22 protein-coding genes are annotated in these 25,926 nt (G+C 32.1%); all 22 read right to left on the bottom strand.

Annotation, left to right across the window (positions count from 1 at the left end; genetic code table 11):
- Window positions 1-25: 25 nt before the first annotated feature.
- Window positions 26-151 (bottom strand): paeninodin family lasso peptide, encoded by a 126-nt coding sequence (locus tag ACLBWW_RS26260; RefSeq protein WP_002199627.1) that lies wholly within the window; start codon window positions 149-151, stop codon window positions 26-28.
- A gap of 14 nt (window positions 152-165) precedes the next feature.
- On the bottom strand, window positions 166-2,103 hold the full coding sequence (locus ACLBWW_RS26255) for a lasso peptide isopeptide bond-forming cyclase (RefSeq protein WP_048544206.1): 1,938 nt from the start codon (window positions 2,101-2,103) through the stop codon (window positions 166-168).
- 298 nt (window positions 2,104-2,401) lie between these two features.
- Entirely contained in the window at window positions 2,402-3,550 is a 1,149-nt protein-coding gene (locus ACLBWW_RS26250) for an aminotransferase class I/II-fold pyridoxal phosphate-dependent enzyme (RefSeq protein WP_048544270.1), read from the bottom strand.
- 16 nt (window positions 3,551-3,566) lie between these two features.
- The gene (locus tag ACLBWW_RS26245; protein ID WP_048544208.1) at window positions 3,567-4,199 is read right to left on the bottom strand and encodes an acetyltransferase; all 633 of its coding nucleotides are present in this window, start codon (window positions 4,197-4,199) and stop codon (window positions 3,567-3,569) included.
- On the bottom strand, window positions 4,196-4,810 hold the full coding sequence (locus ACLBWW_RS26240; protein ID WP_000821041.1) for a sugar transferase: 615 nt from the start codon (window positions 4,808-4,810) through the stop codon (window positions 4,196-4,198). The genes ACLBWW_RS26245 and ACLBWW_RS26240 overlap by 4 nt, the downstream gene beginning before the upstream one ends.
- 245 nt (window positions 4,811-5,055) lie before the next feature.
- Window positions 5,056-7,386, bottom strand: coding sequence for a right-handed parallel beta-helix repeat-containing protein (locus ACLBWW_RS26235; RefSeq protein ID WP_048544210.1), 2,331 nt, complete (start codon window positions 7,384-7,386; stop codon window positions 5,056-5,058).
- A 264-nt stretch (window positions 7,387-7,650) separates the two neighbouring features.
- Entirely contained in the window at window positions 7,651-9,189 is a 1,539-nt protein-coding gene (locus ACLBWW_RS26230; protein ID WP_048544212.1) for a lipopolysaccharide biosynthesis protein, read from the bottom strand.
- Between the two features lie 121 nt (window positions 9,190-9,310).
- Entirely contained in the window at window positions 9,311-10,279 is a 969-nt protein-coding gene (locus ACLBWW_RS26225; RefSeq protein ID WP_048544214.1) for a glycosyltransferase family 2 protein, read from the bottom strand.
- Between the two features lie 22 nt (window positions 10,280-10,301).
- The gene (locus ACLBWW_RS26220) at window positions 10,302-11,480 is read right to left on the bottom strand and encodes a glycosyltransferase (protein ID WP_048544215.1); all 1,179 of its coding nucleotides are present in this window, start codon (window positions 11,478-11,480) and stop codon (window positions 10,302-10,304) included.
- A gap of 137 nt (window positions 11,481-11,617) precedes the next feature.
- Window positions 11,618-12,817 carry a glycosyltransferase gene (locus ACLBWW_RS26215; RefSeq protein ID WP_048544217.1) on the bottom strand — a complete coding sequence of 400 codons (1,200 nt, stop codon included), beginning with the start codon at window positions 12,815-12,817 and terminating at the stop codon, window positions 11,618-11,620.
- A 32-nt stretch (window positions 12,818-12,849) separates the two neighbouring features.
- Window positions 12,850-14,031, bottom strand: coding sequence for a glycosyltransferase (locus ACLBWW_RS26210; protein WP_048544218.1), 1,182 nt, complete (start codon window positions 14,029-14,031; stop codon window positions 12,850-12,852).
- A 67-nt stretch (window positions 14,032-14,098) separates the two neighbouring features.
- On the bottom strand, window positions 14,099-15,301 hold the full coding sequence (locus tag ACLBWW_RS26205; RefSeq protein WP_048544219.1) for a glycosyltransferase: 1,203 nt from the start codon (window positions 15,299-15,301) through the stop codon (window positions 14,099-14,101).
- 62 nt (window positions 15,302-15,363) lie between these two features.
- Window positions 15,364-16,512, bottom strand: coding sequence for a glycosyltransferase family 1 protein (locus ACLBWW_RS26200; RefSeq protein WP_048544221.1), 1,149 nt, complete (start codon window positions 16,510-16,512; stop codon window positions 15,364-15,366).
- A 42-nt stretch (window positions 16,513-16,554) separates the two neighbouring features.
- Window positions 16,555-17,619, bottom strand: coding sequence for an EpsG family protein (locus ACLBWW_RS26195; protein ID WP_048544223.1), 1,065 nt, complete (start codon window positions 17,617-17,619; stop codon window positions 16,555-16,557).
- 33 nt (window positions 17,620-17,652) lie between these two features.
- A complete protein-coding gene (locus ACLBWW_RS26190) occupies window positions 17,653-18,546 on the bottom strand; it encodes a glycosyltransferase family 2 protein (protein WP_048544225.1) in 894 nt (297 codons plus the stop codon).
- A 5-nt stretch (window positions 18,547-18,551) separates the two neighbouring features.
- Complete coding sequence (locus ACLBWW_RS26185; protein ID WP_048544227.1) at window positions 18,552-19,661, bottom strand: glycosyltransferase family 1 protein; 1,110 nt, start codon at window positions 19,659-19,661, stop codon at window positions 18,552-18,554.
- Window positions 19,646-20,803 (bottom strand): glycosyltransferase family 4 protein, encoded by a 1,158-nt coding sequence (locus ACLBWW_RS26180; RefSeq protein WP_447614321.1) that lies wholly within the window; start codon window positions 20,801-20,803, stop codon window positions 19,646-19,648. Before ACLBWW_RS26180 ends, ACLBWW_RS26185 begins: the two co-directional genes overlap by 16 nt.
- A gap of 33 nt (window positions 20,804-20,836) precedes the next feature.
- Entirely contained in the window at window positions 20,837-22,663 is a 1,827-nt protein-coding gene (locus ACLBWW_RS26175) for a polysaccharide biosynthesis protein (protein WP_048544231.1), read from the bottom strand.
- A 290-nt stretch (window positions 22,664-22,953) separates the two neighbouring features.
- Window positions 22,954-23,616 carry a CpsD/CapB family tyrosine-protein kinase gene (locus ACLBWW_RS26170; protein ID WP_048544232.1) on the bottom strand — a complete coding sequence of 221 codons (663 nt, stop codon included), beginning with the start codon at window positions 23,614-23,616 and terminating at the stop codon, window positions 22,954-22,956.
- On the bottom strand, window positions 23,565-24,305 hold the full coding sequence (locus ACLBWW_RS26165; protein ID WP_048544235.1) for a YveK family protein: 741 nt from the start codon (window positions 24,303-24,305) through the stop codon (window positions 23,565-23,567). The genes ACLBWW_RS26170 and ACLBWW_RS26165 overlap by 52 nt, the downstream gene beginning before the upstream one ends.
- Before the next feature lie 836 nt (window positions 24,306-25,141).
- Window positions 25,142-25,378 (bottom strand): DUF3850 domain-containing protein, encoded by a 237-nt coding sequence (locus tag ACLBWW_RS26160; RefSeq protein ID WP_447614320.1) that lies wholly within the window; start codon window positions 25,376-25,378, stop codon window positions 25,142-25,144.
- A 28-nt stretch (window positions 25,379-25,406) separates the two neighbouring features.
- Window positions 25,407-25,925, bottom strand: a complete 519-nt coding sequence (locus ACLBWW_RS26155; RefSeq protein ID WP_447614319.1) for an ATP-binding protein — start codon at window positions 25,923-25,925, stop codon at window positions 25,407-25,409.
- Window position 25,926: the final 1 nt, after the last annotated feature.

Here is a 25,926-nt window from a genome sequence, read left to right as displayed (position 1 = left end):
AACAATGTGCATCCTAATTGATAAATTAGCTATGGTGAACCATTTCGTCCTCATCCGGTTGAACACCATCAGGTATTTTAATACCCGGTCCAGCCATTGTCATATTGATATCAAGTACTTCCAATGTAGGAATTGTCCAATCTTTTTTCATTATGTCACCTCCCTTCAAATAATTTTTTTCATAAATCGATACACTATTAAACTACGCATTAAAATTCGAAAATCTAAATCAAATGCATATTCTGGATGAGGTTCTTCTTTAATCTTAGAAATCGCAGTTCTAATAACCTCTATATCCAAAAATTCCGAAATCAAAGGATCCTTACTAAGCTGCTCAAGCTCTTCAATAAATTCACTCCATTGATGTGCCATACGGTAAACACCATCAGAACCTTGAACACCTCTAGTGAGCTGGTTCAACCTTACTTTATCAGGTAAGAAATTTTTTGTTGCTCTTCGAATTAGTGCTCGATCTAAACCATTTTGAACGTATTGTTCTTCTGGAACCGCTAAACAAAATTGAACAACCCGTAAATCATTCGTTGGATCGCGATCCCATAAGGAATAGCGCAAAGATAATTTAGATCCATATGTACCAGTTATGTTCCAATAGAATAACTGTTCAAATTGCCTCTTCTTTACTTCATATGCATCTGTTATTGAGGCGCCTGTTATATCAACATTATGCTCTAGGAGCTTATCGAACACATTCATCCTATTTGCAAATTCTGGATTAATAAATCTAGGGAAAACAATTTGATTTTTTGATGAAGATATTCGATTTAAAAACGGAAATGCCTTTTTTCTCACTACTGAAAATACTCGCGATTTCTTTACACCAATATTTCTACTATACGAATATAGCTCTTGCAAAAAGCGACGCACATTCATCTTTTTCAAAAGCATAGCTTGATAGTCCACAGCTGGACCCCATGACACCGTCCAATTTCCTCTCTGTCCGTTTAAGAGTACTCCAATCCCCTGTAACCGGGCCTCCTCATAAATTCCCCTAAGCCAAAAAGTATTCTCGAAGAATTTATATGGCATCTCTAGAATTTCAAGCCAATCATCTATTTCTGATAGAGGACTTCTTCCTTCAAAATCCAAATAATGCTCCTTAATATTTCCTACATGCTGTACAGTTGATTGAATAAAAGGTCGTTCATCAGCTATTCTACTTCTATGCGTCCAATCTACAAAACCCTTTACGGGGACATAACTATATGTATGTAGACGTTTATTTGCTGCACTTAAATCTCGTGCAGCAAAGCTGGCTACAGAACCCGAATCAAGTCCTCCACTCAAATGAGCCCCTACTTGATGATGGGTACGTAAACGTGATCTTATCGCATTTTGATACACTTCCAAAAACGCTTCTTCATACTCTTCGTTTGATTTGAGTTGAAGCCTTTCTCCGGCGATTAGTGTATTGTATCTCGATAATTTCACCTTTCCATTTTTCACAGTAACAGAATGGGAAGGTGGAATTTGCTCAACAGTTTTATATACTGTTGAAGAAGGGTCTACTGATTCAAAATTCACAGGTATAGTTAAAAATTCAGCAAGCCACTGCTCATTCAATTTTTTCTCAACATATGGTAGAGTAAATAACGGCTTTATACTAGTACAAAAAGAAAATTTGTTCTCACTACGATAAAAATAAAGTGTTCGGCTCCCAGAAAAATCTCTAGCTCCAAACAATATTTGTTTTTTCTCATCCCAAATCATAAAAGAAAAATCACCCACCAAATATTTCGGTGCTGCTTCTCCCCACTTCTGATAAGAGAGTAAAATCAACTCACTATCTGTCATGTTTTTTCTATCCGCATAATCTATTTGTAATTTTTCAAACAACTCATAACGATTATCAATAATAGCATCTGCTGTAATTGCCAGTTGTTTTTCATAATTATAGAAGGGTAATTGTTCACCAACTGACTCTGGTGTAATCCATTGTGCGTGACATCCCAAGAAGGCGTTTTCCTTATGCCATATTTGAATATCATCAGCAGGGTACTTTTGTAAGTCACTCATTAATCGCGTGCCATGTTCAATTGATACAGGTTCATTATTAAAGTGAATAATGCCAGTTATAGCGCTCATTTTTCCCTCCTAATACATGAAAAGTTAATACAAATACTATTTATATATTAAATTCGTTAAACATACCTCTTTATCATTCTTTTTAACGAACAAAATCACTTATTTTATTACCTTCCCAATTATTTACTTTAATTCGCTTGTAGATTAAGGATTAGATATTTAAAACCTAGCATTATATCCTTTTTATGTCAATTTAAACTGAATATCCTCAAACATTTTTCACAAAAAATTCATTATAAAGAACTGTTAGTCGTACGTATACAAATCTAATTCCACTTTTAGTTACTCTTTATTTCTTTCATTTTAGAGCTTTTAAAACGCCTTGAATGACCCTTTGTTGATCTTCAACTAACATATTAGATCCTGAAGGCAAACAAATCCCACTTTGAAATAGATGCTGCGACACATCTTCATTTTTACTATGAGAATAATACTTCTTCCTTTTAAAGAGCGACTGTATATGAAGTGGCTTCCACATAGGACGCGCCTCAATATTCTCTTCTGCTAAAGTGCTCAACACTTTTCCAATAGAAATCCCGGATTCCTTTTCATCAATTGTCAATGTAGTGAGCCAACGATTTGAACAAGTATTTTCTAATTCAGGCATAAAATAAAAGCCTGGTATGAAAGATAGTGCTTCGTAATACCGTTTATATATAGATCTTCTAGCTTTCACCCTGTCTTCTAACACTTCTAATTGTCCTCTTCCAATACCAGCTAATATATTACTCATTCGATAATTATACCCTACTTCACTATGCTCATAATGTGGAGCTGGATCCTTTGCTTGTGTCGCTAAAAATCTCGCTCTTTCCAATGCTTCTACATCATTAGAAACTAGCATTCCACCACCTGAAGTTGTAATAATTTTATTTCCATTAAATGAATAAACACCAAACTTCCCGAATGTACCGCTTGCTTTTCCTTTATATGTAGATCCAAGAGATTCTGCTGCATCCTCAATTATAGGAACATCATAATGATTACAAAGAGAAAGAATTTCTTCTAATTTCGCACTCTGACCATATAAATGAACAAGAATGACAGCCTTAGGTAATTTCCCAGCTTTATCAGCATCATGTAACGCAAGTGCTAGAGCTTGTGGTGACATATTCCATGTTTCCGGTTCTGAGTCAATAAATACTGGTTCAGCTCCTAAATAAACAATCGGATTCGCACTCGCTACAAAAGTGAAACTTGAACAAAATACTGTATCTCCCTTTTGAACGTTTAATAATCGCAAAGCTAGATGAATGGCAGCAGTCCCTGAACTAACCGCAGCCCCACCTTTAACTCCTACAAAAGAAGCAAGCTCTCTTTCAAATTCATCTACATTTGGACCAAGAGGCGCAATCCAATTTGAATCAAAAGCATCTTTTATATATTTCTGTTCATTTCCACTCATGTGTGGAGAGGAAAGATAGATTTTCTCCTTATTTTTTATCATCATTCTTCATCTCCTCTCAATTTACTACATTAATAACTTTGGCTGGAATACCAGCAGCAGTACAATTAGATGGAAAATCGTTTATAACTACAGAACCAGCTCCAACAATAGACCACTTACCAATTTGAACACCTGGAATTATAGTAGCTGATGCTCCTATATGTGCCCCCTCTGCTATAGTGACAGAACCTGTAAGTGTAGCATGTGGTGAAATATGAACAAAATCATCAATTATATTATCATGTTCTATTATTGAGCCTGTATTTATTATAGTATGGTTACCGATGAAAGTATCCGCATTAACAACCACATTTGGCATAATTACCGTTCCATTTCCTATATAAGCATTTGAACTTATAATGGCTGTTTTATGAATTAAAGTAGCATATATGCTACTTGGTTGATTTAATATTTCTGAAATTTCTCTTCTTATTTTATTATTTCCTATAGCAATCACGAGCTTTACATTATTAAAATTATTGATAATTTCCCTTGCATCTGCAATTGCTCCAAAATAAAGATTGTCTACAATATTTATATCTGTGTACAAATCATCTAAATAACCGACTATTTCATATCCTTCATTTGATAAGATTATATCCCTCACAACCTTGCTATGCCCACCACATCCTATTATTAAAATTTTCATTTTCCCTCCCCCTTTATTTCTATTTTCCCTCCAGTAAATCTCTCCATTGTCACATGCCCTACATGATTTATTCCCTCTGTTTTAAATACTTTTAATATTGTAAGTACAATTATTTTCAAGTCTAGTAAAAAAGAGTGATTCTCCACATACCATACATCCAATTCAAATTTTTCTTCCCAGGTAATCAAATTCCTACCATTTATTTGTGCCCATCCCGTAATTCCTGGTTTTACATTATGCCTTTTAGCCTGTTTACTAGAATATAGGGGTAAGTATTCCATCAATAATGGCCTTGGACCTACTAAACTTAAATCACCCCATAGAACATTCATCAGTTGGGGTAACTCATCTAAACTATATTTTCTAAGAATTGCCCCAAAAGTAGTCAATCTATTTTGATCTGGAAGTAATTCCCCATCACTCCCTTTCTTATCTAGCATAGTTCGAAACTTATAAACATTAAACGGTTTTCCATGCAGTCCTGGACGCTGTTGTTTAAATAGCACAGGAGATCCTAATTTAAGCCTAACTAAAATCGCTACAACAAGAATAGGAAGCAAACATACAAATAATAACAATAAAGAAATACATACATCAAAAATTCTTTTCATGTACTATCCTCCTTACTTATTTACGTTTAATACCCCTAACACGAAGAACCATTTAAAACTTTATATGCAATTAAACAAAACAAAAGACAACTACAGTTAGTTGCCCCTTGTTTTGTTTAATTACGTCATCTTTCATTTATTCTATCTCATCAAATAGTTTAAACATAGCTAGCCTATGTGAATATTCCCATGGGGTAGCACTGCTTATTTACAAAGGACCTGTTACTCCATTAGTTTCTATAACTTTACATGTACGGATCAAAGACGCCATTAATATAATTATCCTTTTTTATATGTTCATCCCTTAATTTGATAATTACTGTGTCAACAATATTATCTTTAAAAATTAAAGTGATTGAGGATGAAATCTGATTTGCATTCACGCCTATCATACTTTTATTTGACCTAAATATATTATTTTCTATTAACATAAACTCACTCGTAAATGTTTCATTCCAAAAATTAATTATACTGTCTGTCGATTCCGAATTAAGGTATTCAAATGCATTATTATTAAATTCTATTCTCCCACCAATGTCCCATAAAAAAAATGCTGAGCCCCATCTTCCTCCTCTAAAATTACTATTTTTCACTTTTAGCATTGCTATCCTTTGAGAAGACTCAACAGTAAAAAGATTATAAGCATCCCAACTAAATGAACATCCATTAAATTCATATTCTGCTTGAGGAGTTTTTGTAACAAATGATATTGTACCGCTGTTCTCAAATTTACATCCCGTATATACTCCTGGCGGTAAATTCGTAATGATTCCTTGCGGGTGTTTCGTATCTATAAAAGAAATATTATTTAATCTCCATCCATTTTTCATACCAGGTGATACGCCTGTCAAACTTGTACCCTCTACAGCCCCTCCTTTAATAACACAATCTGATATAGTTTGCGGTTCTGCTGAAAAACCAATTATTGAACCTAACTGTGAAAAAGAATGAAATAAATCTCGATCACTAAAAAATTCACATTGGTTCACTTGAATACAATATGCTTTATCTCTTCCCATTAACAATGCGCTATTATGGAAAATACAGTTACCAATAAGTGCTTCTTTATCCCCTTGATCTATCGTGACTCGAGTAGCATACATTTGATTATTCGTAAAAGTTACTTCTCCGCTTAAAACACAACTTACTTCCCTTAAGTGATTATTGCTTACAATCACTTTCTCTACATTTTCGCCTACTACTAATGAATTATTAACTAATTTATTTTGAATGATATTAATATATCTACCACCGACTACAACAACGTTATATCCCTGATTATCATATATGTTATTACGCTCAATGTTTATATATTGATTTAATCGATATCCATCTTCAATATCTATTGCTCCCTGAGGCGCTGTACCTTTCATTTTGTAAATTTCACAATCTCTAATATAAATTTGTTTCGCGCCAGATACGCTTATCCCAAGCCTTCTACAATCATGTATTTTACATTTCTCAATAAATACATTTCGGGAAAATTCCGGAATTCTAACAGTTATTTTACAACCGTTTTCTGCAGGTATTGTACCTTGGTGAAGTACTATTTTCGCATAATCTGCTTCTTTTGGAACACTCACTTCTTCAAAAAACTTTACTCTCTTCGCAGCCGTTACAAAAGTATTATCAGTCTTATAAAATAACACATCATATAATTCTGTATATATTTCTGAACCAGTTCCACCATAGCCATCTCCATACAAACCGAAATATCCCCATTTTATAATGCTACTATGATGTAAATCTATTTTTAAATTCGATCTAATTTTATTATCATCTACTATTAGGGAACCATTGACATCACTAATCGCCCCTATTTCAAATGTACCAGCAAAATCATATTCTCCAATTTGTCCCCATGTACTTTCCATCGCTATCCCATCGCCAGTACAATTTAAGATTTCCATATTATCTATTGAAATGTAATTCATATTACTCCCCTCAACAGGAGTCGTATTTCCTACTTCAATCCCATATCCCCATTCATGAGTATGAGGAATCGTTGTATAATCATGTGTATCTTTATCCCCTTGAATCCTTCCATTCGTAACTCGAGAAAATTTTTGATTTCTTTGATATCGTACGATTGCATATTTTACTAATCCATTACTTCTTATTTTCAAAGTCGATCCACCTAAATTTAAAGTCATAAAGCTTTGTGGCTCAATTGGTGTATTTTCATCAATTAAATATGTCCCCATGGGTAAAACAACTTCTATAAATCCTTGTTGAGATGCCCATGATAATGCATTATTAATCCCTTTAGAAGTATTCTCCGCGTCCGTTCCATCATTTTTAACATTCCATCTCTCTAACTCAAGAAAATACGTGCCCGAAACCACATTAGCAGATTCTGTTTCTCCAATCAGTGATTTTCTAGACTTAGAACTTCCAAATGTATTGCTTTTAAGTTTACTTACTAACCTCTCAAATTTATTCTCCGTTGATACTTTTACATTCCCTTTTTTCGTCCCAATAAATAACTCACAAGTATCTATACAAAAACAAAATTCTCCCTCGCTTAACACAGGCAGATTCCCTTTCAAAACACATGTCACTTGAAATTTTGCCATGATTTATATATAACCTCCAACTAAGATAGAAGTTAAATTTCGACAGAAAATTCAAACTTCTATCGGTGCATGGGGACAAATATTTTATATTATGCTTACATACGTATCCCTTTAATAGAATACTATGCATTATATAAATACTATGTTAGGGCTAATGATTCACGTTTTCTAATTAAAATCAAGTTTCATTTCATACTAACAGGCTTCAACAACAATATACTTCCTTAATAATTCAAACCAATATAATGTACATAATTTTTATACCTAAATAACGTTTCGTTTCTTTTTAATTTGTAAAAACATCATACTAAAGATATTCCTTATATATTGAAATTCTGTGCTTTTATAAAAAGTTAATACGTATATTACATTTGGTACTAATAAGCAAATCACACCTTTTCCGACTAACGAAATAAAAGTACTACCTTCTATGAAATAATTACATATACTTGTAGTAATGAAACCTGTTACGACAGTTAAAAATATATAAAATACGTATGTTGTAAAATAACTCCAAACTGATTTCTTAAAAAGATTTTTATATACAATATAAGGCTGAATCCAAAGTACAGTAGCAATTGTACTAATCGCCGTTCCTATGAATATACCTACCAACCCAAATATGTTAGCTAATAGAATAGATAAACTTAAATTGATTATCGCTTCAACTAATGGAATATACTTATCTTGTACAAATAATCCCGCTTTATTTTTAAAAATAGCTATCGCGGTTCGCATCCCTGTTAAATAAAAGTTAATGAGTATCACTACAAAAACTATGTTATTTAATAAATACTTCTTATCAAGCCACCACCCTATAAATGGCTCTAACAGATTAAATAAAAATATGGTACAAAAAGAAAAGATCCAAAAATTCACTAAATAAGCCACTTTAAATATTACATAATTTTTGTCATTATTCTCAGTTGCAATTAGATTTCCTACACTTGCTTCAATTCCATTTAATATAGGATTTACTACAGCTGCTAATTGATTTATTATCATTGTATAGTTCGAATATATCCCTACCATAGCAAGACCTACAAAAGATGAAATCAGTATATTATCAGTTCCAAATACAATATATCCTCCAATATTATGCAAAAACATCGCCTTTACATTTATAATTAATTTTTCTTTCGTATCATTATCTATAGAATATTTCTTTTTTGTCTTTATATAAGGATAGTTCTTATTCACAATCCTACCGTTTACCACATTTTGAATTACATATATACTCAACTCTATAATTAAATACAATATATAATCTTTCGTGTACATCAGTATAAATATTTTGAATATTGTAGTTACCACTTGAAATAAGAGATCCATCCTAGCCAATATGTATCCTCTTTGATCTGCTTGTATTAAAGACCTCTTATGAGCATTTAAATAGGTAACTACATTTTTTACCACGAATATCGAATAGATTATCGCAACATTCGATATAGACGCCCCATCTTTCATTAAATAACTTAAAAAGGGATATATCATAGCACTTATTACTAGAATAATGATTGCTAAAATCTGATAAATTTTTTTATATAATTGAACTAGAGCTATAATTTTATACTGATTATTTTCTGCCAATGGTTTATACAAATTGTATACTATACTTGCCCCTATACCAGCTTCAATTAACACCAACATGGATAAAACATTAATTAACAAGCCATCTATCCCTAAATACTCTATTCCTAAACTATCTAAAAAAACTTTCCTAGATATAAACCCTAGAATAACAATAACCATTTGAGAAAATATACTTATTGATATATTCTTGATTGAATGCATCGTTCGCATGATTAATCCCCTTCATAAGTTAAACTAAACTATCGATAGGTGAATATTAAAATTGTATTATTTTGGATAATACTCACTCCTATTTTTTAAAATCCCAGTTGTAGCTGCCACTTCTTCATATCTATCCCCTTTTTGCAAAATTATTAATTAAAAATTTATACAATAATGGATGTAACTTGGTTGCCAATAATAAAAACTTTACACTTTTTCCATACTCTTTTAAACGTATTGTTTTATAAAAATAACGATTCAATATACTAATAACCTTATAATATTTACCCTTATGCTCATTAAGTCTTCCACTCAATGATATTAAATTTAATACTACCATCGAACAATTTCCTAGTTTTAATATAACTAAGTTATATAACTCCTTATAATATCGCTCCATAAATTTACACATTTCATCATAAATTAAGACTGAGTCAATTTTAATCTCTTTTACAGCCTGATCCATCATACTATTATCACGCTTTATATAATGATATTTAGGTTCTCCTATAAAACATACTTTGTTACACTTATGAATAGCTTTATACGTAAATGCTGTATCTTCATATGACATACCTACTGGAAATTTAATACCCTCTAATAACTGTCTTTTGAAAAGTTTAGTCCAAACAACTTCATCATACAAATTCCCTTCTAGCATCGCTTTCATCGCGCTATATCTATCATGAATAACAAACGGATGATTGCTTGAAATTACCGTTTTATCATTGTAATGAATTTCACTACTACAAATAGCTATATCACAATCCTGTTCTAGGCACATACCATATAACAATTCATACATATCCACTTCTATCCAATCATCACTATCAACAAATCCTATATAATCTCCCTGTGCTACTTCTAATCCTGCATTTCTTGCTGAAGATAATCCACCATTTTCCTTATGGATTACTTTAATTCGACTATCTTGAGTCGCATACCCTTCACAAATCTCACCACAACTATCAGGAGATCCATCATCAACAAGTATCAACTCAAACTCTTTGAACGTTTGCTTTAATATAGAATCAATACATTTATGAATATATTGCTCAACTTTATAAATGGGAACAATAATACTAATTTTAGGATTCATAATTGCACCCTTTCATTTACAATTAACTTAAAAAACGATTTACCTTTTCTAAGTTGTTAAATTCCTCTTCTAACAAATTAGTCGTTATCTCTTCACGCACTCTTTGTTGATCCAAAAGATATTTAATCTTGTAATATAGGCTTTCCTCATTACATTCAGCAACAAAACCATTATATCCATCTATTATTTGCTCATTTGCGCCTGTAAAATTAGTCGTTACAATAGGCTTTTTTAAGCATTTTGCCTCAGCTAATGTAAGACAATACCCTTCATGCCGAGATGTTTGAACATATATATCTGATCGATGTATATAAGGATAAGGATTCTGTGTTGATCCCATTAATACAAAGTCCTTTTTTAAATTATATTTACATATTAGCGTCTCATAATACGTTCTATTTTCCCCTTCTCCAATACAGTACCACCGTACTTCATACCCTTCCTTACGTAACATTGACAAAACTTTAATTGCAATGTCTTGACCTTTTTCCTCCGAAAGTCTACCTACTGTTACTATCTTCATACCTTTATATTCATTATCAAATTCTACTTTTTCTTTCGCCATTTCATTTATTAAATCTGGAAGTACAATATTTAAAAAGACACTTGTCTTACTTTTTACTTTAGGAAACTTCTCTATTAAATGTTTTTGTGCTTCTTTAGAAACTACATATATATTATCCAGCTGATTATATAATTTCTCATATAATTTTGTATTAACTAGATGTTGAAAAACATCAAAATGGATCCAAGAAATTTTCTTTTCTGAAGTTACTCTATTAACTATATAATAATCAATTATGTCAGTAGGACCTTGATATGCTATTGCTATATCATAATTATTCTTATTATGTGGAATATCTTTAAAAATCTCTTTATAGAAAACATATCTATCCTTTAAATTTTTTGATACCACATAAGTGAATAAAAAATTTAAACCCTTAATATACTTTGCATTTTCAAAGTACTCTTTAATCGTTTTCTTTGGTGGTTGCATAATTTTAGGCTTTATATTTTCAAACCAAGTAACTTCTTCTATCTTTACCCAACTTGGTAATTGTTTTAAAAATCCCCCTCGCTTCTCCAGCATCAATACTGTGACATCATACTTTTCTTTTGGTATTACAGATAATAAAGAAAGAAGTGATTTTTCTACACCACCTATATTCATACTACTTACCATAAATAGCACTCTTTTCATAATTATCTCCTTCTACCACCTAAAAGTTTTATATCAAAATAAAAAACACCCTCGAAGATGTTTTCACAAAAAACATAATTTATAATAGCGAACCGCCCATATTTCTGTAATACGATAACAATACCTTCTAAAACAAGTTACATATTAGAATTGGCTATTCTATATAACTTTTTTAACTCTTCTCTCGTATCTACCACTTCTTTTTCTATATTTTCTCTCAACCGTCCATCCAGCAATGTATCACTTAATATTTGTACAATAGAATCATACATTTGCTGCTCGTCAAATTGAACGATTAATCCATTGTGGTTATGGATTATCTGTTCACTTGCTCCTGTAAAATCTGTACTAATAATTGGGTTATTAAAACATCTAGCTTCTGCAAGTGTTATGCAGTATCCCTCATATCGAGACGGTTGTACATATAAATCACATTGTTTCATAAATGGATAGGGATTCGAAACTGCTCCTAAAAATATATAATCACCCTGGACATCGTAATTCTTCACAAGCTTTTCATACATTCCTCTTTCCTTTCCATCCCCTATACAATACCATCTAACATTGAAGCCAGCTTCTTTAAGTCTAGCTAACACAGATATTGTTAAATCCTGCCCCTTTTCTATACTCAATCTACCAACAGTAAGGATTCTTACGCCCTCAAAATCATCCGCAAACCCAATTCCTTCATTTGCCATCTTACATATCATTTCAGGTGAAATAATATTTAAAAAAGTTTCTGCCTTATTTATCAATTCTGGAACAGTTTGAGTAAGTTTCATCTTTCCTACATCTGAAACTACAAAAACATGTTGAAATTTTTTATATACTTTGTTAACAAAATGCTTATTAAAAAATATCTTTTCAATATCGAAATGGATCCATTGAATCTTTCGTCTAGCCTCTACTTTATTTGCCACAAAATAACTAATAAAATCCATTGGTCCAGCATAAGCGATAGCAATATCATAATTTTTATAAGCATCTTCATAATTCTGTAAACAATATTTAAAAATAACACTCCGTTCTTTCATAATCTTAGAGATTACGTACAACACTGCCAGTTGCAGCGCTTTTACAATTTTTCTTTGTTTTATAAAATCCGCTATAACTACTCGTGTTGGTTTATTTAATATATATTGCATTTCCTCGTAACCCTTTACATACTCAATACGAACCCCCTTTGGAATAAAATTTAAAAAATCTCCTTTTTTCTCTAACATTAAAATTGTCACTTCATATTTTTCTTTTGGGATTTCTGCTACCATATTTAATAAGGCCTTCTCCGTACCACCTATATTCATATTTATAATCATAAAAAGCATTCTCTTTTTCATAGTTCCCCCATTCTTTCTATTTATAAAATCCTTTAATTGAAAGAAGCATATATCTTCTCAATTTCCTCTTCCGTTCCAACCTTTTCTTTCCTTAAATTTTCAAATAACCGTTTTTTTAGCAAATCGTTTTCTATAATTTCTTTCACTCCTTCATATATTGCTTCCGAATCCATCTTCACTATTAAACCATTCTCTCTATGTTTGATTTGATTATGAACTGTAACAAAATCGGTTACTACTATAGGTTTTTGAAATATTCTAGCTTCTGCTATCGCCAAGCCAAATCCTTCATACCGAGAGGGTTGTACATATATATCACTGTGTTTTATAAAAGGATAGGGATTCTTGTATGTACCTAATAATATAAAAGTATCGTGTAAATTATATTTACTTATCCTATCCTCGAGTTCACTTTGAAGATTTCCTTCGCCGATTACATACCACTTAAATCTATGGCCTTTTTGCTTTAATTTATAACAAGCTTCTATGGCCAATTCATATCCTTTTTCATAGACTAATCTACCAATCGTTAATATTCGTAATCCCTCAAACTTATCACTAAATCCTTCACTCTCATTTGCCATCGATTTAATTAACGTCGGCGATATAATATCATAGACAACCTGAATTTTCGACTCTATTTTAGGAATTTCTTGAATCAATACTTCCTTACAACCATCGGAAACAGCTACTATTTCATTAAATTCCTCATAATAGTTCAAGTCAAAATCTTTATTAAATGCAGCTAACCTATAATCCGTATTCACCCAAGCGATTTTTTTGCACGCGTAAACCTTATTTGCCACAAAATATGTTGGCATTCCTTGACTATAAGCTATGGCAACATCATATGTCTCCTTTAAACTATCCATCCCTTTAGACACCCATCTCCAAACTACTTGAGCTGCATGTAATTTTTTATTTATGTATGGATTTCTAAGAGATATAGAAGCCCCAACTCTAAGAAATAACTCTTTAAAGTATTTATGTTTGATTAAATAATTAAATTTCTCAGCCTGTCTTTTAATAATTGTCGGTACTTCTAAAACGTTTACCTGTTTTGGAAGTAATGGTAAATACAATCCACTAGCAGAGAACATTAACAAATCAACTTCATATTTCGTATAATCAAATGAAGAAAGTAAAGAAACTAAACTTTTTTCAGCTCCTCCACTTTGTAGCGAATCTATAACGAATAAAATTTTTTTCTTCATAACTATCACTACCCTAAAGTGTTTTTATTGCACTCAAAATATTAAAAACCATTTACTTATTCTCCCTTTACGAAAATAATGCATATAATTTATTGATTTCATTACGATTTCCATATTCACCTTTCAGAGTATTGTCTACCAGTGCTTCCCTTAATTCTTTATCTTCAATAAGTCTCTTTATTCCATTAACTATCCCGTTTATTCCCATCTCAGTTATTAATCCATCAATTCCATCCTGTACCTGACTTTTGGCAGTTGAAAAATTAGTAATAAGTACTGGCTTTCCGATGATTTGTGCTTCACGAACTGTTACAGCTTTCCCCTCATACCTCGATGGCTGCACATATATATCACATGCTTTTATATATGGATAGGGATTTGTCTTTTTACCCAATAAAAAAAAATGTTTTTCCAGTTTAAGTTCAGCTAATAACTTTCTAAGTTCAGCTTCTAGTGCTCCATACCCAACTACATACCATTCCATATCATATCCCTCATCTAATAACTTTCTTAAGGCATGCATAGCAACGTCTATTCCTTTTGCATATGATAACCGCCCTACAGTAACAAGCTTTATTTTTCCAGGTTTCATCTGTAGTTCTTTCATAACATCTTCCCTGTATGCTTGCTCACGTACGAACTCCGGAGATAATATATTTTCTATAATTTCAACATCCTTATTTACATTGGGTAAAATACTAAGAAATGAATCTCGACATCCTTCTGAAACTGCTACGATATTATCCATTTTGCTCCACATTTTATACTCCATGTTTGCATTAAGATTTATATTTGAATAATCTGTATGAATCCAACCAATCTTTCGTTTCGCTCGAACTTTATCTCCAACAAAATAATGGGGCCATAAAAAACTAATTGCTACATCATACTCCTCTTCCAGTTTCGGTATAAATGGTAAAGTTATTCTCCATCCATACTGAATAACGAAATATCCCACCTCTGCACTTTTCACATATCTCCCATGCACATTCCCAAAAATTTTCCCTAAAGTCCTTGCCATTCCAATTGTAATTTGCCCTTCTTGCAATATTTGTTTAATTGATTTTCTAAAAGTAGTATATTGTTTTACTTCCTTTAACAAATTAGGCAGTTTAGGTAATAAAAAAAGAAACTCTCCCTCATGTTTAAATAACATTAAATCTACATCATATTTGCTATAGTCGATTGTATTCAATAAACCAATTAAACTTCTTTCTACTCCTCCAATTGCCATATCAAATGATGTAATGAGAATTTTTTTCTTTTTCATTTCTTACTCCCTCATCCGATTTATTTTACTAGTTTTATTCTTATGAAAGTAAGTACATTTAACTATGATTCCCTATACTCTAATCCATATAATAATAACCACTCTGGAATATTACTCTTTATATCAAAACCGCGCTTCGAGATCGTATCAGCTATTATTTCTGTATTTAATTTTTCTTTTTCCAAAATCTTTTGAATTTCTGCAGACCATATTTTAAAATTTTCATCTAAGCTAACAAATGATATTATCCCTAATCCCATATCAACATTTTTAGTTATTGTATTTGCCACTACACACGGAACACCTGCACACTGTGCTTCTAATGCAACAATTCCAAATCCCTCAAAAAGTGACGGAAAAAGAAAAACATCAAACATCCTTATAATTCTTGGAATGTCTTTTCTTACTCCTAAAAATCTAACTTTTTCATAGATACCTAGTCTTTTGGATTCTAGCTCAATAGAGTTCTTTAACGGTCCATCCCCTACTAAAACAAGCATAAAATTAGGGTCATATTTTAATACTTCATTGAAAACTTTTAATATAAATATATGATTTTTAGATTCAGAAAAACGCCCAATATGACCAATAACTTTCTGTTCAACTGGTATATTGAATTCATTCCTTACTGCATTATCATCCTGTATATTTGCATTAACAAATTGATTAATATCTATTGCGTTTTTCATTATCTTTACCTTTGAATTATCAATGTTTTTTTGAAATAAAAAACGTGCAGATTCTATACTGCACGCACAATAATTTGTTCCCGCATAAGTAATAACTGTTCGTAAAAAACTCAATAAAACTTTCCCTTTTATCCCCGATCCCATCGGCCAATTATTACTATGTGAATGACAAATCCTTATTTTTATGCCAGCTATTCTAGCAGCAATAGCCACAATCCCCCCCTGATAATCAGTATGTGCATGGGCCGCCACATATTGATTATTAGACATTACCTTAACAAGCTCTTTAATGTATGAAAGAGGGCCTAGCTGTCCTAAGCTTGATATTCGGTGTATTTTCCCACCTAACGCAATGATTTCCTTATCATAATCACTTTCTTCACTTTTATGGGAAACAAAATCAAATTGCACCATTTTTCTATCTATATTCCTATATACATTCATTAATAATGCCTCAGCGCCACCTCGGTCCATCGCACTAACGATATGTAACACTCTTTTTGGTCGTTCTTGTTTAAACATTGAAAATTACTCCCATCTAAGAACGATTTTCAAATATATATTTTATCCCCAAAAACTACTCTTATAAACTATTCCTAAAGTAATAATATGTTCATATACAAAGTAAACAAAATAACATAATATTACTGCATAATAAATTAACTTTTGATCCTTTTCTATAAATAACTTTATAACCCACGATATCAATATCAAATGGTATAACCCAAAATATATGGAGAATCTTGCAAAAATCCAATTTTGAGTTGAAATAATCATAAATACTAGACCTAACAATGCCATATTTACGATATAATCACTTTCCGGAAAAATCTCTCTTAATTTATGTCTTCCAACATAAGCGAGAATGAGCGGTATTGCATCCACAGCAACCCGAAGAATATTTGCTCCTCCTTCTTGAAAATTCTTATAGTGACCATATTGTGTATCCCCTATCGTTGCAAAGAAAATTTCTGCAAACTGATTAAACCCTATTACTATAAGTACCGCAATAAAGAGTAATATAAATGTTATTGTCGACCATGCTTTTCTTCGGACTACAAAATAAATAGGAATTAATACAAGGGCGCTTTGATGAAAAGTAGAAGCAAATAGTACGATCAAAAAATATCTCTTCCAATTCCCATCTAAAATATATTTTGTAGCAGTAAAAATAATCGCTGCAGTTAAATACTGTCTTACTCCATTCATTGACACTAAATACATGCCGGATGCGATATACACATATAAACTTAATTCAATCATTCTTGAATATTTATATAGAACTGCTACTATTAATATATTTGTTATTAGGGCTGTTATCAAAATCAAAACTTGCGGATCATTCGTATATGCCTTTAAAATCATTTGCAAAATACTAAATCCAACATCCTTACTACTTTGAATATAATCCCAATTAAAATCAGTAACTGTAAAAGCATGCATATAAAAATACGTATCACCAATATTATTTCTAAAACCAGATACTAGTACAAGAGATGTCGTCGCCATTAAAATCAATAGTCGATTCGGTTTTAACATCACCATTTCTGAAGTTACTGGCATAGCAAAATACCGTGCGAAAAACGCTAGTATGAACACTATAAAAAAATTCATCCAAAGTATAGTCATTATTCTTCCCTCTTATCAATCCTAAGTAAATCCCTATATATTTACTTTTATTCTTGTTTTCAATGTAATGTAACTATATAGAATAACCCCAAATGGCACTGCGCAAAGGGTAAGCACTTTACATGGTGACTCTTTTATAAATTTTTTATTTTTCGCTATAAAGCTACTTGAGACATAATGTACAGCTTGTCTATATTTAAATAACCTATTTGCAAATGGTAGCTTCATCAGTTCCTTACGATAAAAAGCAAAACCTTTTGGATTTTTACGATACTGACTTAACATGTTCATCGAAGAACCATCAGGCATATATTCAACATAACAAAGTGCTTCGTTCATGAGTAACATCTCATATTTCTGATCCAACATATAGTATTTATATGCCAAACCTACATACTTTTCATTTTTAAAAATCGGATAAGGATACTCCCTAGTTAGTTCTGTACGATATACCAATTTCTTATCTCCAGTTACACCATGTTTATTGTAAAGATTAAACAGTGTAGAGCGGTTAAGATTTAATGGTAGCTTTGAACCAATTACTGTCCCATCTTTATATAAATCAAGAGCAATGATTCCACTTACTTGGTCACTTCCATTTTCATCCCAAAACGAAATGATCTTCTCTACGGCATCACTAGGCATTGAGTCATCTGAATCAATGCACACATTAAGTTCAGTATCAATCATCTCGTAAGCTGTATTATGAGCACCATGCATCCCTTGATTTACTTGCCAATAATATCTTATACTTATACAACCTTCAGAAATCCAAGAATGCACTAACTCCTTTGTATAATCATCAGACCCATCATCTATAATTAACCATATAAAATCTTTACACGTTTGCTGCTTCAAACTTTCATAACACCCGTGAAGACAATATGCTCGATTATATGTAGGGGTAAAAATCGTTAGCTTTTTCAATATGCTCACCTCGATACTTCAACATAAAACTTTTGGGTAAACCCTGTAATATTTTTTATATCATATCCTTTTTCAGCTAATACATTTTGTTCCACACTTCGCGATACCCGCTTGTTTGCTATATTTTGTAATAGACCTACCCAATTTCTTATTTCTAACAATGAACACTGTTCAACTAAATTCAACCCCAAATCCACATCTTGTGTAATAGTGTCCGATATAATACATGGCAAACCCGCCCCTTGTGCTTCAATAAGAGTAACTGGTAAACCTTCATAAATAGATGGAAATATAAATGTATCAAATGCTTGTAATAAACGATTAATATCACTACGTATTCCTAAAAATTTAACTTTATCTGTTAGATTGAGTTTCTCTACTTTTTTCTTCATTTCTAATCGAAGCGACCCATCTCCAACTAATAGAAGAATAGAGTTCGGCCTGTATTCTATTAATTGAGCAAAAATATCAATTAAAAAAGTATGATTTTTTGGATGTGCAAATCTTCCCACGTGTCCAATCACAAAAACATCCCCATGAAGGTTGAGTTCTTTTCTTACCTGCGCTCTAATGTCTGGATTAAATGTAAATTCATCACATTCAATTCCATTTTTTAATATTTTTGTTGCACTTTCTCTATTAGCAAACAACCATTGCGCTGCAGCTACTGAACACGCTAAAAAATGTGTAGCACACGACGTAATAAATGCTCCTGCATACCACTTATATATTTTTGCTATAGCGCCACCCTCACTGCTTGTACTATGACTATGCGCAATCCTAACTGGCACTCTTGCTCTTTTAGCTGAACGAAGTACAAATCCGCTCATTTTATCCATATGTGAATGAATGATTTTATATTGTGGATGCGAGTTAAAAAAGATATCTAGTGCCTTTACATAACCTCTATGACCAACATCTGTAACGTATGGAATTCTATGAACTTTCCCGCCTAATTTTACTATCTCTTCATCAAATACCCCCTCTTTACAAGTTAAAAAATCAAATTGTACTTTTGAGCGGTCTATATTACGATACAAATTCATAATTAAAGTTTCGGCTCCGCCTCTATTCATATTTACCACTACATGTAATACTCTTAATGGAGTGCCCAATTTAAATCCTCCATTTCATCCATATAACTTGTATAGATTTCTTTTTTCTCTTTCAATACTTCATTAACTGAATATTCATTCGTAATAATAGTACGTCCATACTGTCCAAACTGCGCTTGTAATTTAGTATTTTTAGAAATAGAATTGATTCTTTCAGCCATCGTCTGTATGTCATCGCGTTCTATAGTCCAACCATTTTTATTATTAATAATTAACTCCCTGTGCCCTCGGTTCCTTGTAGCAATAACTGGAAGTCCACAAGCCATGGCTTCCATAATATTAACTGGCAAACCCTCCCTGTAACTGGATGCCACGGCTAGGTCACACATCTGTAGCAAAGAGGCTATATCATTTCTATAACCAAGAAAGTGCACCATACTACTCACACCTAATTGCGTTGCTATTTTTTTGCACTCTTCCATTAACGGACCTTCTCCAGCAAGCAAAAGCTTTACATGCGGCATTTCATTTTTCAATTGTGCTAATACACGGATTAAAAAGCTTTGATTTTTATTCTTATTAAATTCAGCGGCATAAAACATTAAAAAATCTTTAGACTTATAACCATTTTCATGTCTTAGTTTCTCCTTTTCACTTTCAGTAACAGGAATATACCGCTCTATATCCACTCCTACACCATGAATGAGTTTAATATTTCCCGCCTGAAATCGATGTTTTATCGCTAAATTGTAATCTTCCTGATTAATTGTTATGAGACAATCTGTAGTAGTAGCTAAACTTCTTTCGATTGGATAGTATAAAAGCCAATTTATAAACGGCGATCCTTTACAAAAGTGAAATCCATGCGCCGTATATATGACCTTTGTCCCTTCCCTCCGTGCTTTTCGAGTAGCCAAACGAGCAATTACTCCTCCCATAGGCGTATGACAATGAATGATATTATATTTATTTTGATGAATAATTGATTTGAGTTTGTTATATGCATGAAGGTTTTGTATGCTAAGAGGTGATCTTTGAATAGGAATATTATATTTTTCAGTTACATACGGAAGGTGTATATTCCCATTTGCTGCAACGTGTACTTCCCAACCTTGGTCTGCAAACCATTTCAAATACGGTAAGTGAAAAGCTTTAAAATGATAATCCACAGTTGCACAAAATAGAACTTTTTTAGACACCATCCCACGCACCCGTCTTATTATAAATTTTTGTCGTTAACCTGATACTGGTATTAATAGTTTTAAAGTTTTACGCTGATTCACTAAATTTAACAATCGCTTTCTTAGTTCAAATTCATTTAATTCTGTATATTCAGAAATTATTTTTTCTATTTCTTCTATACGAACATTCATTTCTTGCCCTACATAAATTCTTGGGTGGACTTGCTGCTCATTCATTTCATCTTCTTTTAGTAATTCTTCAAAAAGTTTCTCTCCTGGGCGTATACCCGTAAATTCTATTCCTATTTCATCCACGGAGTTTCCTGACAATCGAATGAGGTTTTTAGCAAGATCCACTATTTTTACTGGTTCTCCCATATCGAGTACAAAAATTTCTCCACCTTTAGCTAACGCACCAGCTTGTACTACAAGTCTAGACGCCTCCGGAATTGTCATAAAATACCGAATCATATCTGGATGAGTAACAGTAACTGGTCCACCTTTTTGAATCTGCTTCTTAAATAAAGGGATAACACTCCCTCTACTCCCTAAGACATTTCCAAATCGTACAGTAACAAACTTTGTATGACTTATTTTATCTTTATGTTGTATTACCATCTCAGCTAATTTCTTTGTTGCCCCCATAACACTCGTTGGGTTCACTGCTTTATCCGACGAAATCATAACAAACGTTCCTACTCCATGTGTTCTTGCTGCCTCTGCTATATTCATAGTCCCAATCAAATTATTTTTAACTGCCTCTTCAGGATTGTTTTCCATTAATGGTACATGTTTATGTGCAGCAGCATGATATACAACATGAGGAAGATGTTTTTTCATTATTACATGCATCTTCTTTTCATCTTGAATATCTGCGATTTCTGGAATAAACACGCCTTTTTTATCATTATGTTTTTCTTTTAATTCCATTTCTATTGAATATATACTGTTTTCTCCGTGACCTAATAAAATCAATTTTTTCGGCTTAAATTTCGCAACTTGTCTACAAATTTCTGAGCCTATTGATCCACCTGCACCAGTAACTAAAATGACTTTATCCGTTATATAATCTGAAATGATATCCACGTCTAACTCTACAGGATCTCGTCCTAATAAATCTTCTACTTGAACATCTCTGAATTCATTCACTGAAACTTTACCTGTTACTAAGTCTTCTAACATTGGAAGGATTTGTGTTTTTACATTTGTTTTTAAACAATCTTTTAAAATAATATTTCTTTCTTTTTTATTTAACGAAGGAATTGCTAAAATTATCATTTCAATATTCAGTTTTTTGATAACGTAATCAATTTGGTTCATACCACCAATTACCGGAATCCCCCAAATATCTAGATTATGTTTTTTGATATTATCATCAATAAATGCGACTGGCATTAATTCCGTAGCACTGTTCTTCAACAACTGTCTAGCAACCATTGTTCCAGCAGATCCAGCACCAACAATTAACGTTCTTTTCTTATCGCCTTTTTTTACATAATAAATATCTCTGTACATTCTCCAAATAAAGCGAGAACCACCTATTAATAAAATATGAATCATCCAAGTAACAACTAACAATCGAAAATACATTTTCCCCATGATTAGTTGCTGCACAGCCGCTGTAGTAAGTATAGAAAATGTAACAACCTTGCATATAATTAGCAATTCTCCTATACTTGCATATTCCAAAGCCTTTTTATACAACTTATACATAAAAGCAAACAAATGATGACTAACTAATAAAGTGATAGAGCTAATAACTGATGATAAAGTGATAACACTGAAGCTAGCATTTACAAAAAAATAACTAAAAAAAATAGCAGTTAATACTATCAGTGAATCCATTAAAAGCAATAACGATATCCTCCGGCGATACGTCATATAACTTCCTCCTTTAATCAATTCCTTACTTAACTCTTTCAAACTTAAAGTTTCTAACTATATTCTCTTTATTAAAAACACATAGTTAGAAACTTTAATAAAACATGGGCATCTAACCCTCCCTCACATTACACTTTTGACGACTGGCATCTAAGGTTGTTTTCACAACCCACAGCATAATCGAGTGCCTCCATTGATAGCGGTTAGGAGACATCACCACATCACAATTCTATTAATTTTTCTTTATAACGAACAATTTCACGTACGAAAGTTTAATTTAAAACTATCCTTTATACTTTCCCGTTCAAAATCGCACCCAATATTCTACTTTTCGTAAAACTTAATGCCCTTTTCGTTTCAAGTGCATCTTCGTTCACAGTGCGATTATACCGGATCACCAAAAGTACACCTTCACACTTATCAGCTAATACGCTCGTATCTGTTACTTCTAATACAGGGGAAGAGTCAAATAATATGATGTCATACCGTTCCATCGCCTTTTGAATCAACATATCCATTTCCTCTGAACTAAGTACTTCTGACGGATTGAATGGTACTGGACCGCTAGTTAATACATCCAAACTTTCCATCTTTGTTTTTTTTACAGCACCTACCAAATTTGTTTTTCCGTTCAATATGTCAGTTAATCCAATTGTATTTTCTACTTCTAACATTTCATGAATCGTTGGTGTTCGTAAATTCGCATCTATTACCAATACTTTTTCACCTTTTTGTGCTATTGAGACTGCTAAATTTACTGTAATCGTTGATTTCCCTTCACCGTACCTCGGAGAAGTAATCACTATCGTCCTGATTTTATGCATAGACGAAGATAATTGAATATTTGTTCGAAGCGAACGATACTGCTCCGAAATTTTCGATCTTGGGGCGGTATACGCAACTATACTTTCTCCTTTAACTTTATTTGTTTTCCGTCTATTTTTGTATGCCACTCCGTTCCCTCCCCCAATAACACTGTATTTTTCCCACTAAATTTATCTTTCATATTCTTCTTATTCATTTTAGAAATTCCACCTAAAACAGGGATATCTAACAATTGTTCAATTCGTCGTTCTGAGTGGATTCTCTCATCCAATGAATCCAATAAAAAAATAAAACCGATACTGAGCACCATACCTAACGTGAATGCGATTAGTATCGTCTTAAAGTGATTTATATTTATAGGCATAGAATTTTTTTGAACTGGATCCTCTGGTAATATACTTACATTATTAAAATTCAGTATATTTGCTACTTCTTGCTTATAAACAGCCGCTGTAGTATTTGCAATTTTATGTGCAAGCACAGGATCCATGTCCACTACATTTATCCTCATAATTTGAGAGCCTTGTACACTTTCTGTACTTATTTGTCCACTTAATGCACCTGCTGATCTGTTTATATTCAATTCAGCAGCTACTTTTTCTAATATTACAGGCTCATTTACCATTGCTTTCAATGTATTCATCGTTTCGGCATTAGCTTGAACAATTACCCTTGCCGAAGAAGCATACAAAGGCGTTTTCATATACATACTATACAGAACTCCTCCTACCGTTGTGAGAGTCGTAAACAATAGTAGTATCCACACCCTTTTCCGCATTAAAGTGAATAGATTTTTCAAATTTATTTCCTTATTCATTACTTCTCCCCCTCATTTAATACCAATGAGATTTCAGTTGAGCATTCCATAAAAAAACAAAAACAAGATTATTATTTTTATTTTTCGAATATACAAAACTTCCTAATTACTGTCATTTTAGTTCTTTATATAGAACGAGTCAATATAATTTATTTTTGTTTAATCACTTCTTAATTCCAGCTCAAAAATTACGACAATATTCTTCATAATTCACTGTAGATAAATGACGAAAATCCCCTATCACTGCAGTATCAAGGGGTTTTTCTTTGTATTGAAACGTAATTGAGCTAGGCTTTTTAACTCATTTAAATAGGCCATATATATTAAATAACTCACTTTTTCAAATGATATTCATTTCGTATAAGTATTAGCAAGTACATTTTTGAATTTATTTGCTCCTTTATATTCCTCCTATAAAAATGCCCGCTAAATAAAAAAACCCTCAACACGTTGTGTGTCAAGGGTTTGAGCCTCTTAGTAAAGAGACATATATTGATCACGTTCCCATTGGTGAACTTGCGTTCTAAAAATATACCTTCGTTTTATATAGTTTCATTTCATTTCACACATAGCATGAATTAAGTGTTTGTCTGATAACGTTTTTCTGTGATTTCACTACTTGTTATTAATTTGTGGCTGTTTTGTGGCTGTTTTATGGTTGGTAATGTGGCTGTTTTTATTTAAGCTAAAATTTGAATAAAACATGTACTTTGCATGCACGCTTAATAGAGAATTATCTCGATATTCTTTTCCTAAAATCAAACTTTAATAAATTCTAACAAAATAGCTATAAATAACTTCTTGTTAGAACTTATTAAAGAAGTACTTCCAAGTTTCTAAATCATTTTGAAACCAAAGACTACATAATTATCCTTTTGTTCATAATCAGTAATATATAAGATTTCTACTTTAACATTACGCCCTGTATATTGCTGATTTTTATCATCCCATTCATTTAAAATAACTTTATCACCTATATGAAAGTCTCGATCATTTTTTCGGATTTCAAAAGTTTTAATTTGTTCTAGAACGGGTGTAAAGAAAACTTTATTTATTTTTAAATTATGTAACATAGTTTCAACCACCTCTAATGGTATAGCTTTAACTTCTAACGAAATTTATTAACTCTCGGAACGGCTCAGTTTCGTCGTAAATAAATAACTCAATATTTCTTTCTTCAGAATACTTAACTGCTTGTCGAATTTCAGAATTCTGAAATTCATCTAAAAGTTCAATTGAGTAGTCATTATTATCTCGTTTCAGTAATCTTTCTCTAATTACTTCAGGCTTATTCTGTATAAGAATAATTTTAAGCATATTAGTGTCTTCAAAAGTTGAGAAAGGTAACATGGTAATATTGCTATCAGAATCTAACAGGCAAAAATGTCCATCTAACAACAAGATAAAACCATCCTGTTCTATATTGTTTAATTCATTTTTCCACAATTCTTGATTTCGTGAAATACCATTTGTATTCTTGTCAGATGTACTTATATTATTACCAGCTTTTCTAATCAAATCACTAACAGAAAAAGATTTAATCTCTATTTCTTTACGCAGCTTTGTTACCAAAGTAGATTTTCCGACTCCATGTATACCAGACAAAAAGATATACTCCACT

Source organism: Bacillus sp. M5A3_1b (genome assembly GCF_053345335.1).
The sequence above is the reverse complement of the archived record's forward strand: the minus strand, read 5'-3'. Positions and strand labels throughout refer to the sequence as shown.

Excerpts from the sequence above, each read along its gene's own strand:
- ACLBWW_RS26210 (WP_048544218.1), bottom strand. The coding sequence starts at position 14,031 with ATGAAGAAAAAAATTTTATTCGTTATAGATTCGCTACAAAGTGGAGGA.
- ACLBWW_RS26205 (WP_048544219.1), bottom strand. The coding sequence starts at position 15,301 with ATGAAAAAGAAAAAAATTCTCATTACATCATTTGATATGGCAATTGGA.
- ACLBWW_RS26175 (WP_048544231.1), bottom strand. The coding sequence starts at position 22,663 with ATGACGTATCGCCGGAGGATATCGTTATTGCTTTTAATGGATTCACTG.
- ACLBWW_RS26230 (WP_048544212.1), bottom strand. The coding sequence starts at position 9,189 with ATGCGAACGATGCATTCAATCAAGAATATATCAATAAGTATATTTTCT.
- ACLBWW_RS26245 (WP_048544208.1), bottom strand. The coding sequence starts at position 4,199 with ATGAAAATTTTAATAATAGGATGTGGTGGGCATAGCAAGGTTGTGAGG.
- ACLBWW_RS26165 (WP_048544235.1), bottom strand. The coding sequence starts at position 24,305 with ATGAATAAGGAAATAAATTTGAAAAATCTATTCACTTTAATGCGGAAA.
- ACLBWW_RS26260 (WP_002199627.1), bottom strand. The coding sequence starts at position 151 with ATGAAAAAAGATTGGACAATTCCTACATTGGAAGTACTTGATATCAAT.
- ACLBWW_RS26250 (WP_048544270.1), bottom strand. The coding sequence starts at position 3,550 with ATGATAAAAAATAAGGAGAAAATCTATCTTTCCTCTCCACACATGAGT.
- ACLBWW_RS26200 (WP_048544221.1), bottom strand. The coding sequence starts at position 16,512 with ATGTTTAAACAAGAACGACCAAAAAGAGTGTTACATATCGTTAGTGCG.
- ACLBWW_RS26225 (WP_048544214.1), bottom strand. The coding sequence starts at position 10,279 with ATGAATCCTAAAATTAGTATTATTGTTCCCATTTATAAAGTTGAGCAA.
- ACLBWW_RS26180 (WP_447614321.1), bottom strand. The coding sequence starts at position 20,803 with ATGGTGTCTAAAAAAGTTCTATTTTGTGCAACTGTGGATTATCATTTT.
- ACLBWW_RS26160 (WP_447614320.1), bottom strand. The coding sequence starts at position 25,378 with ATGTTACATAATTTAAAAATAAATAAAGTTTTCTTTACACCCGTTCTA.
- ACLBWW_RS26215 (WP_048544217.1), bottom strand. The coding sequence starts at position 12,817 with ATGAAAAAGAGAATGCTTTTTATGATTATAAATATGAATATAGGTGGT.
- ACLBWW_RS26240 (WP_000821041.1), bottom strand. The coding sequence starts at position 4,810 with ATGAAAAGAATTTTTGATGTATGTATTTCTTTATTGTTATTATTTGTA.
- ACLBWW_RS26220 (WP_048544215.1), bottom strand. The coding sequence starts at position 11,480 with ATGAAAAGAGTGCTATTTATGGTAAGTAGTATGAATATAGGTGGTGTA.
- ACLBWW_RS26255 (WP_048544206.1), bottom strand. The coding sequence starts at position 2,103 with ATGAGCGCTATAACTGGCATTATTCACTTTAATAATGAACCTGTATCA.
- ACLBWW_RS26195 (WP_048544223.1), bottom strand. The coding sequence starts at position 17,619 with ATGACTATACTTTGGATGAATTTTTTTATAGTGTTCATACTAGCGTTT.
- ACLBWW_RS26235 (WP_048544210.1), bottom strand. The coding sequence starts at position 7,386 with ATGGCAAAATTTCAAGTGACATGTGTTTTGAAAGGGAATCTGCCTGTG.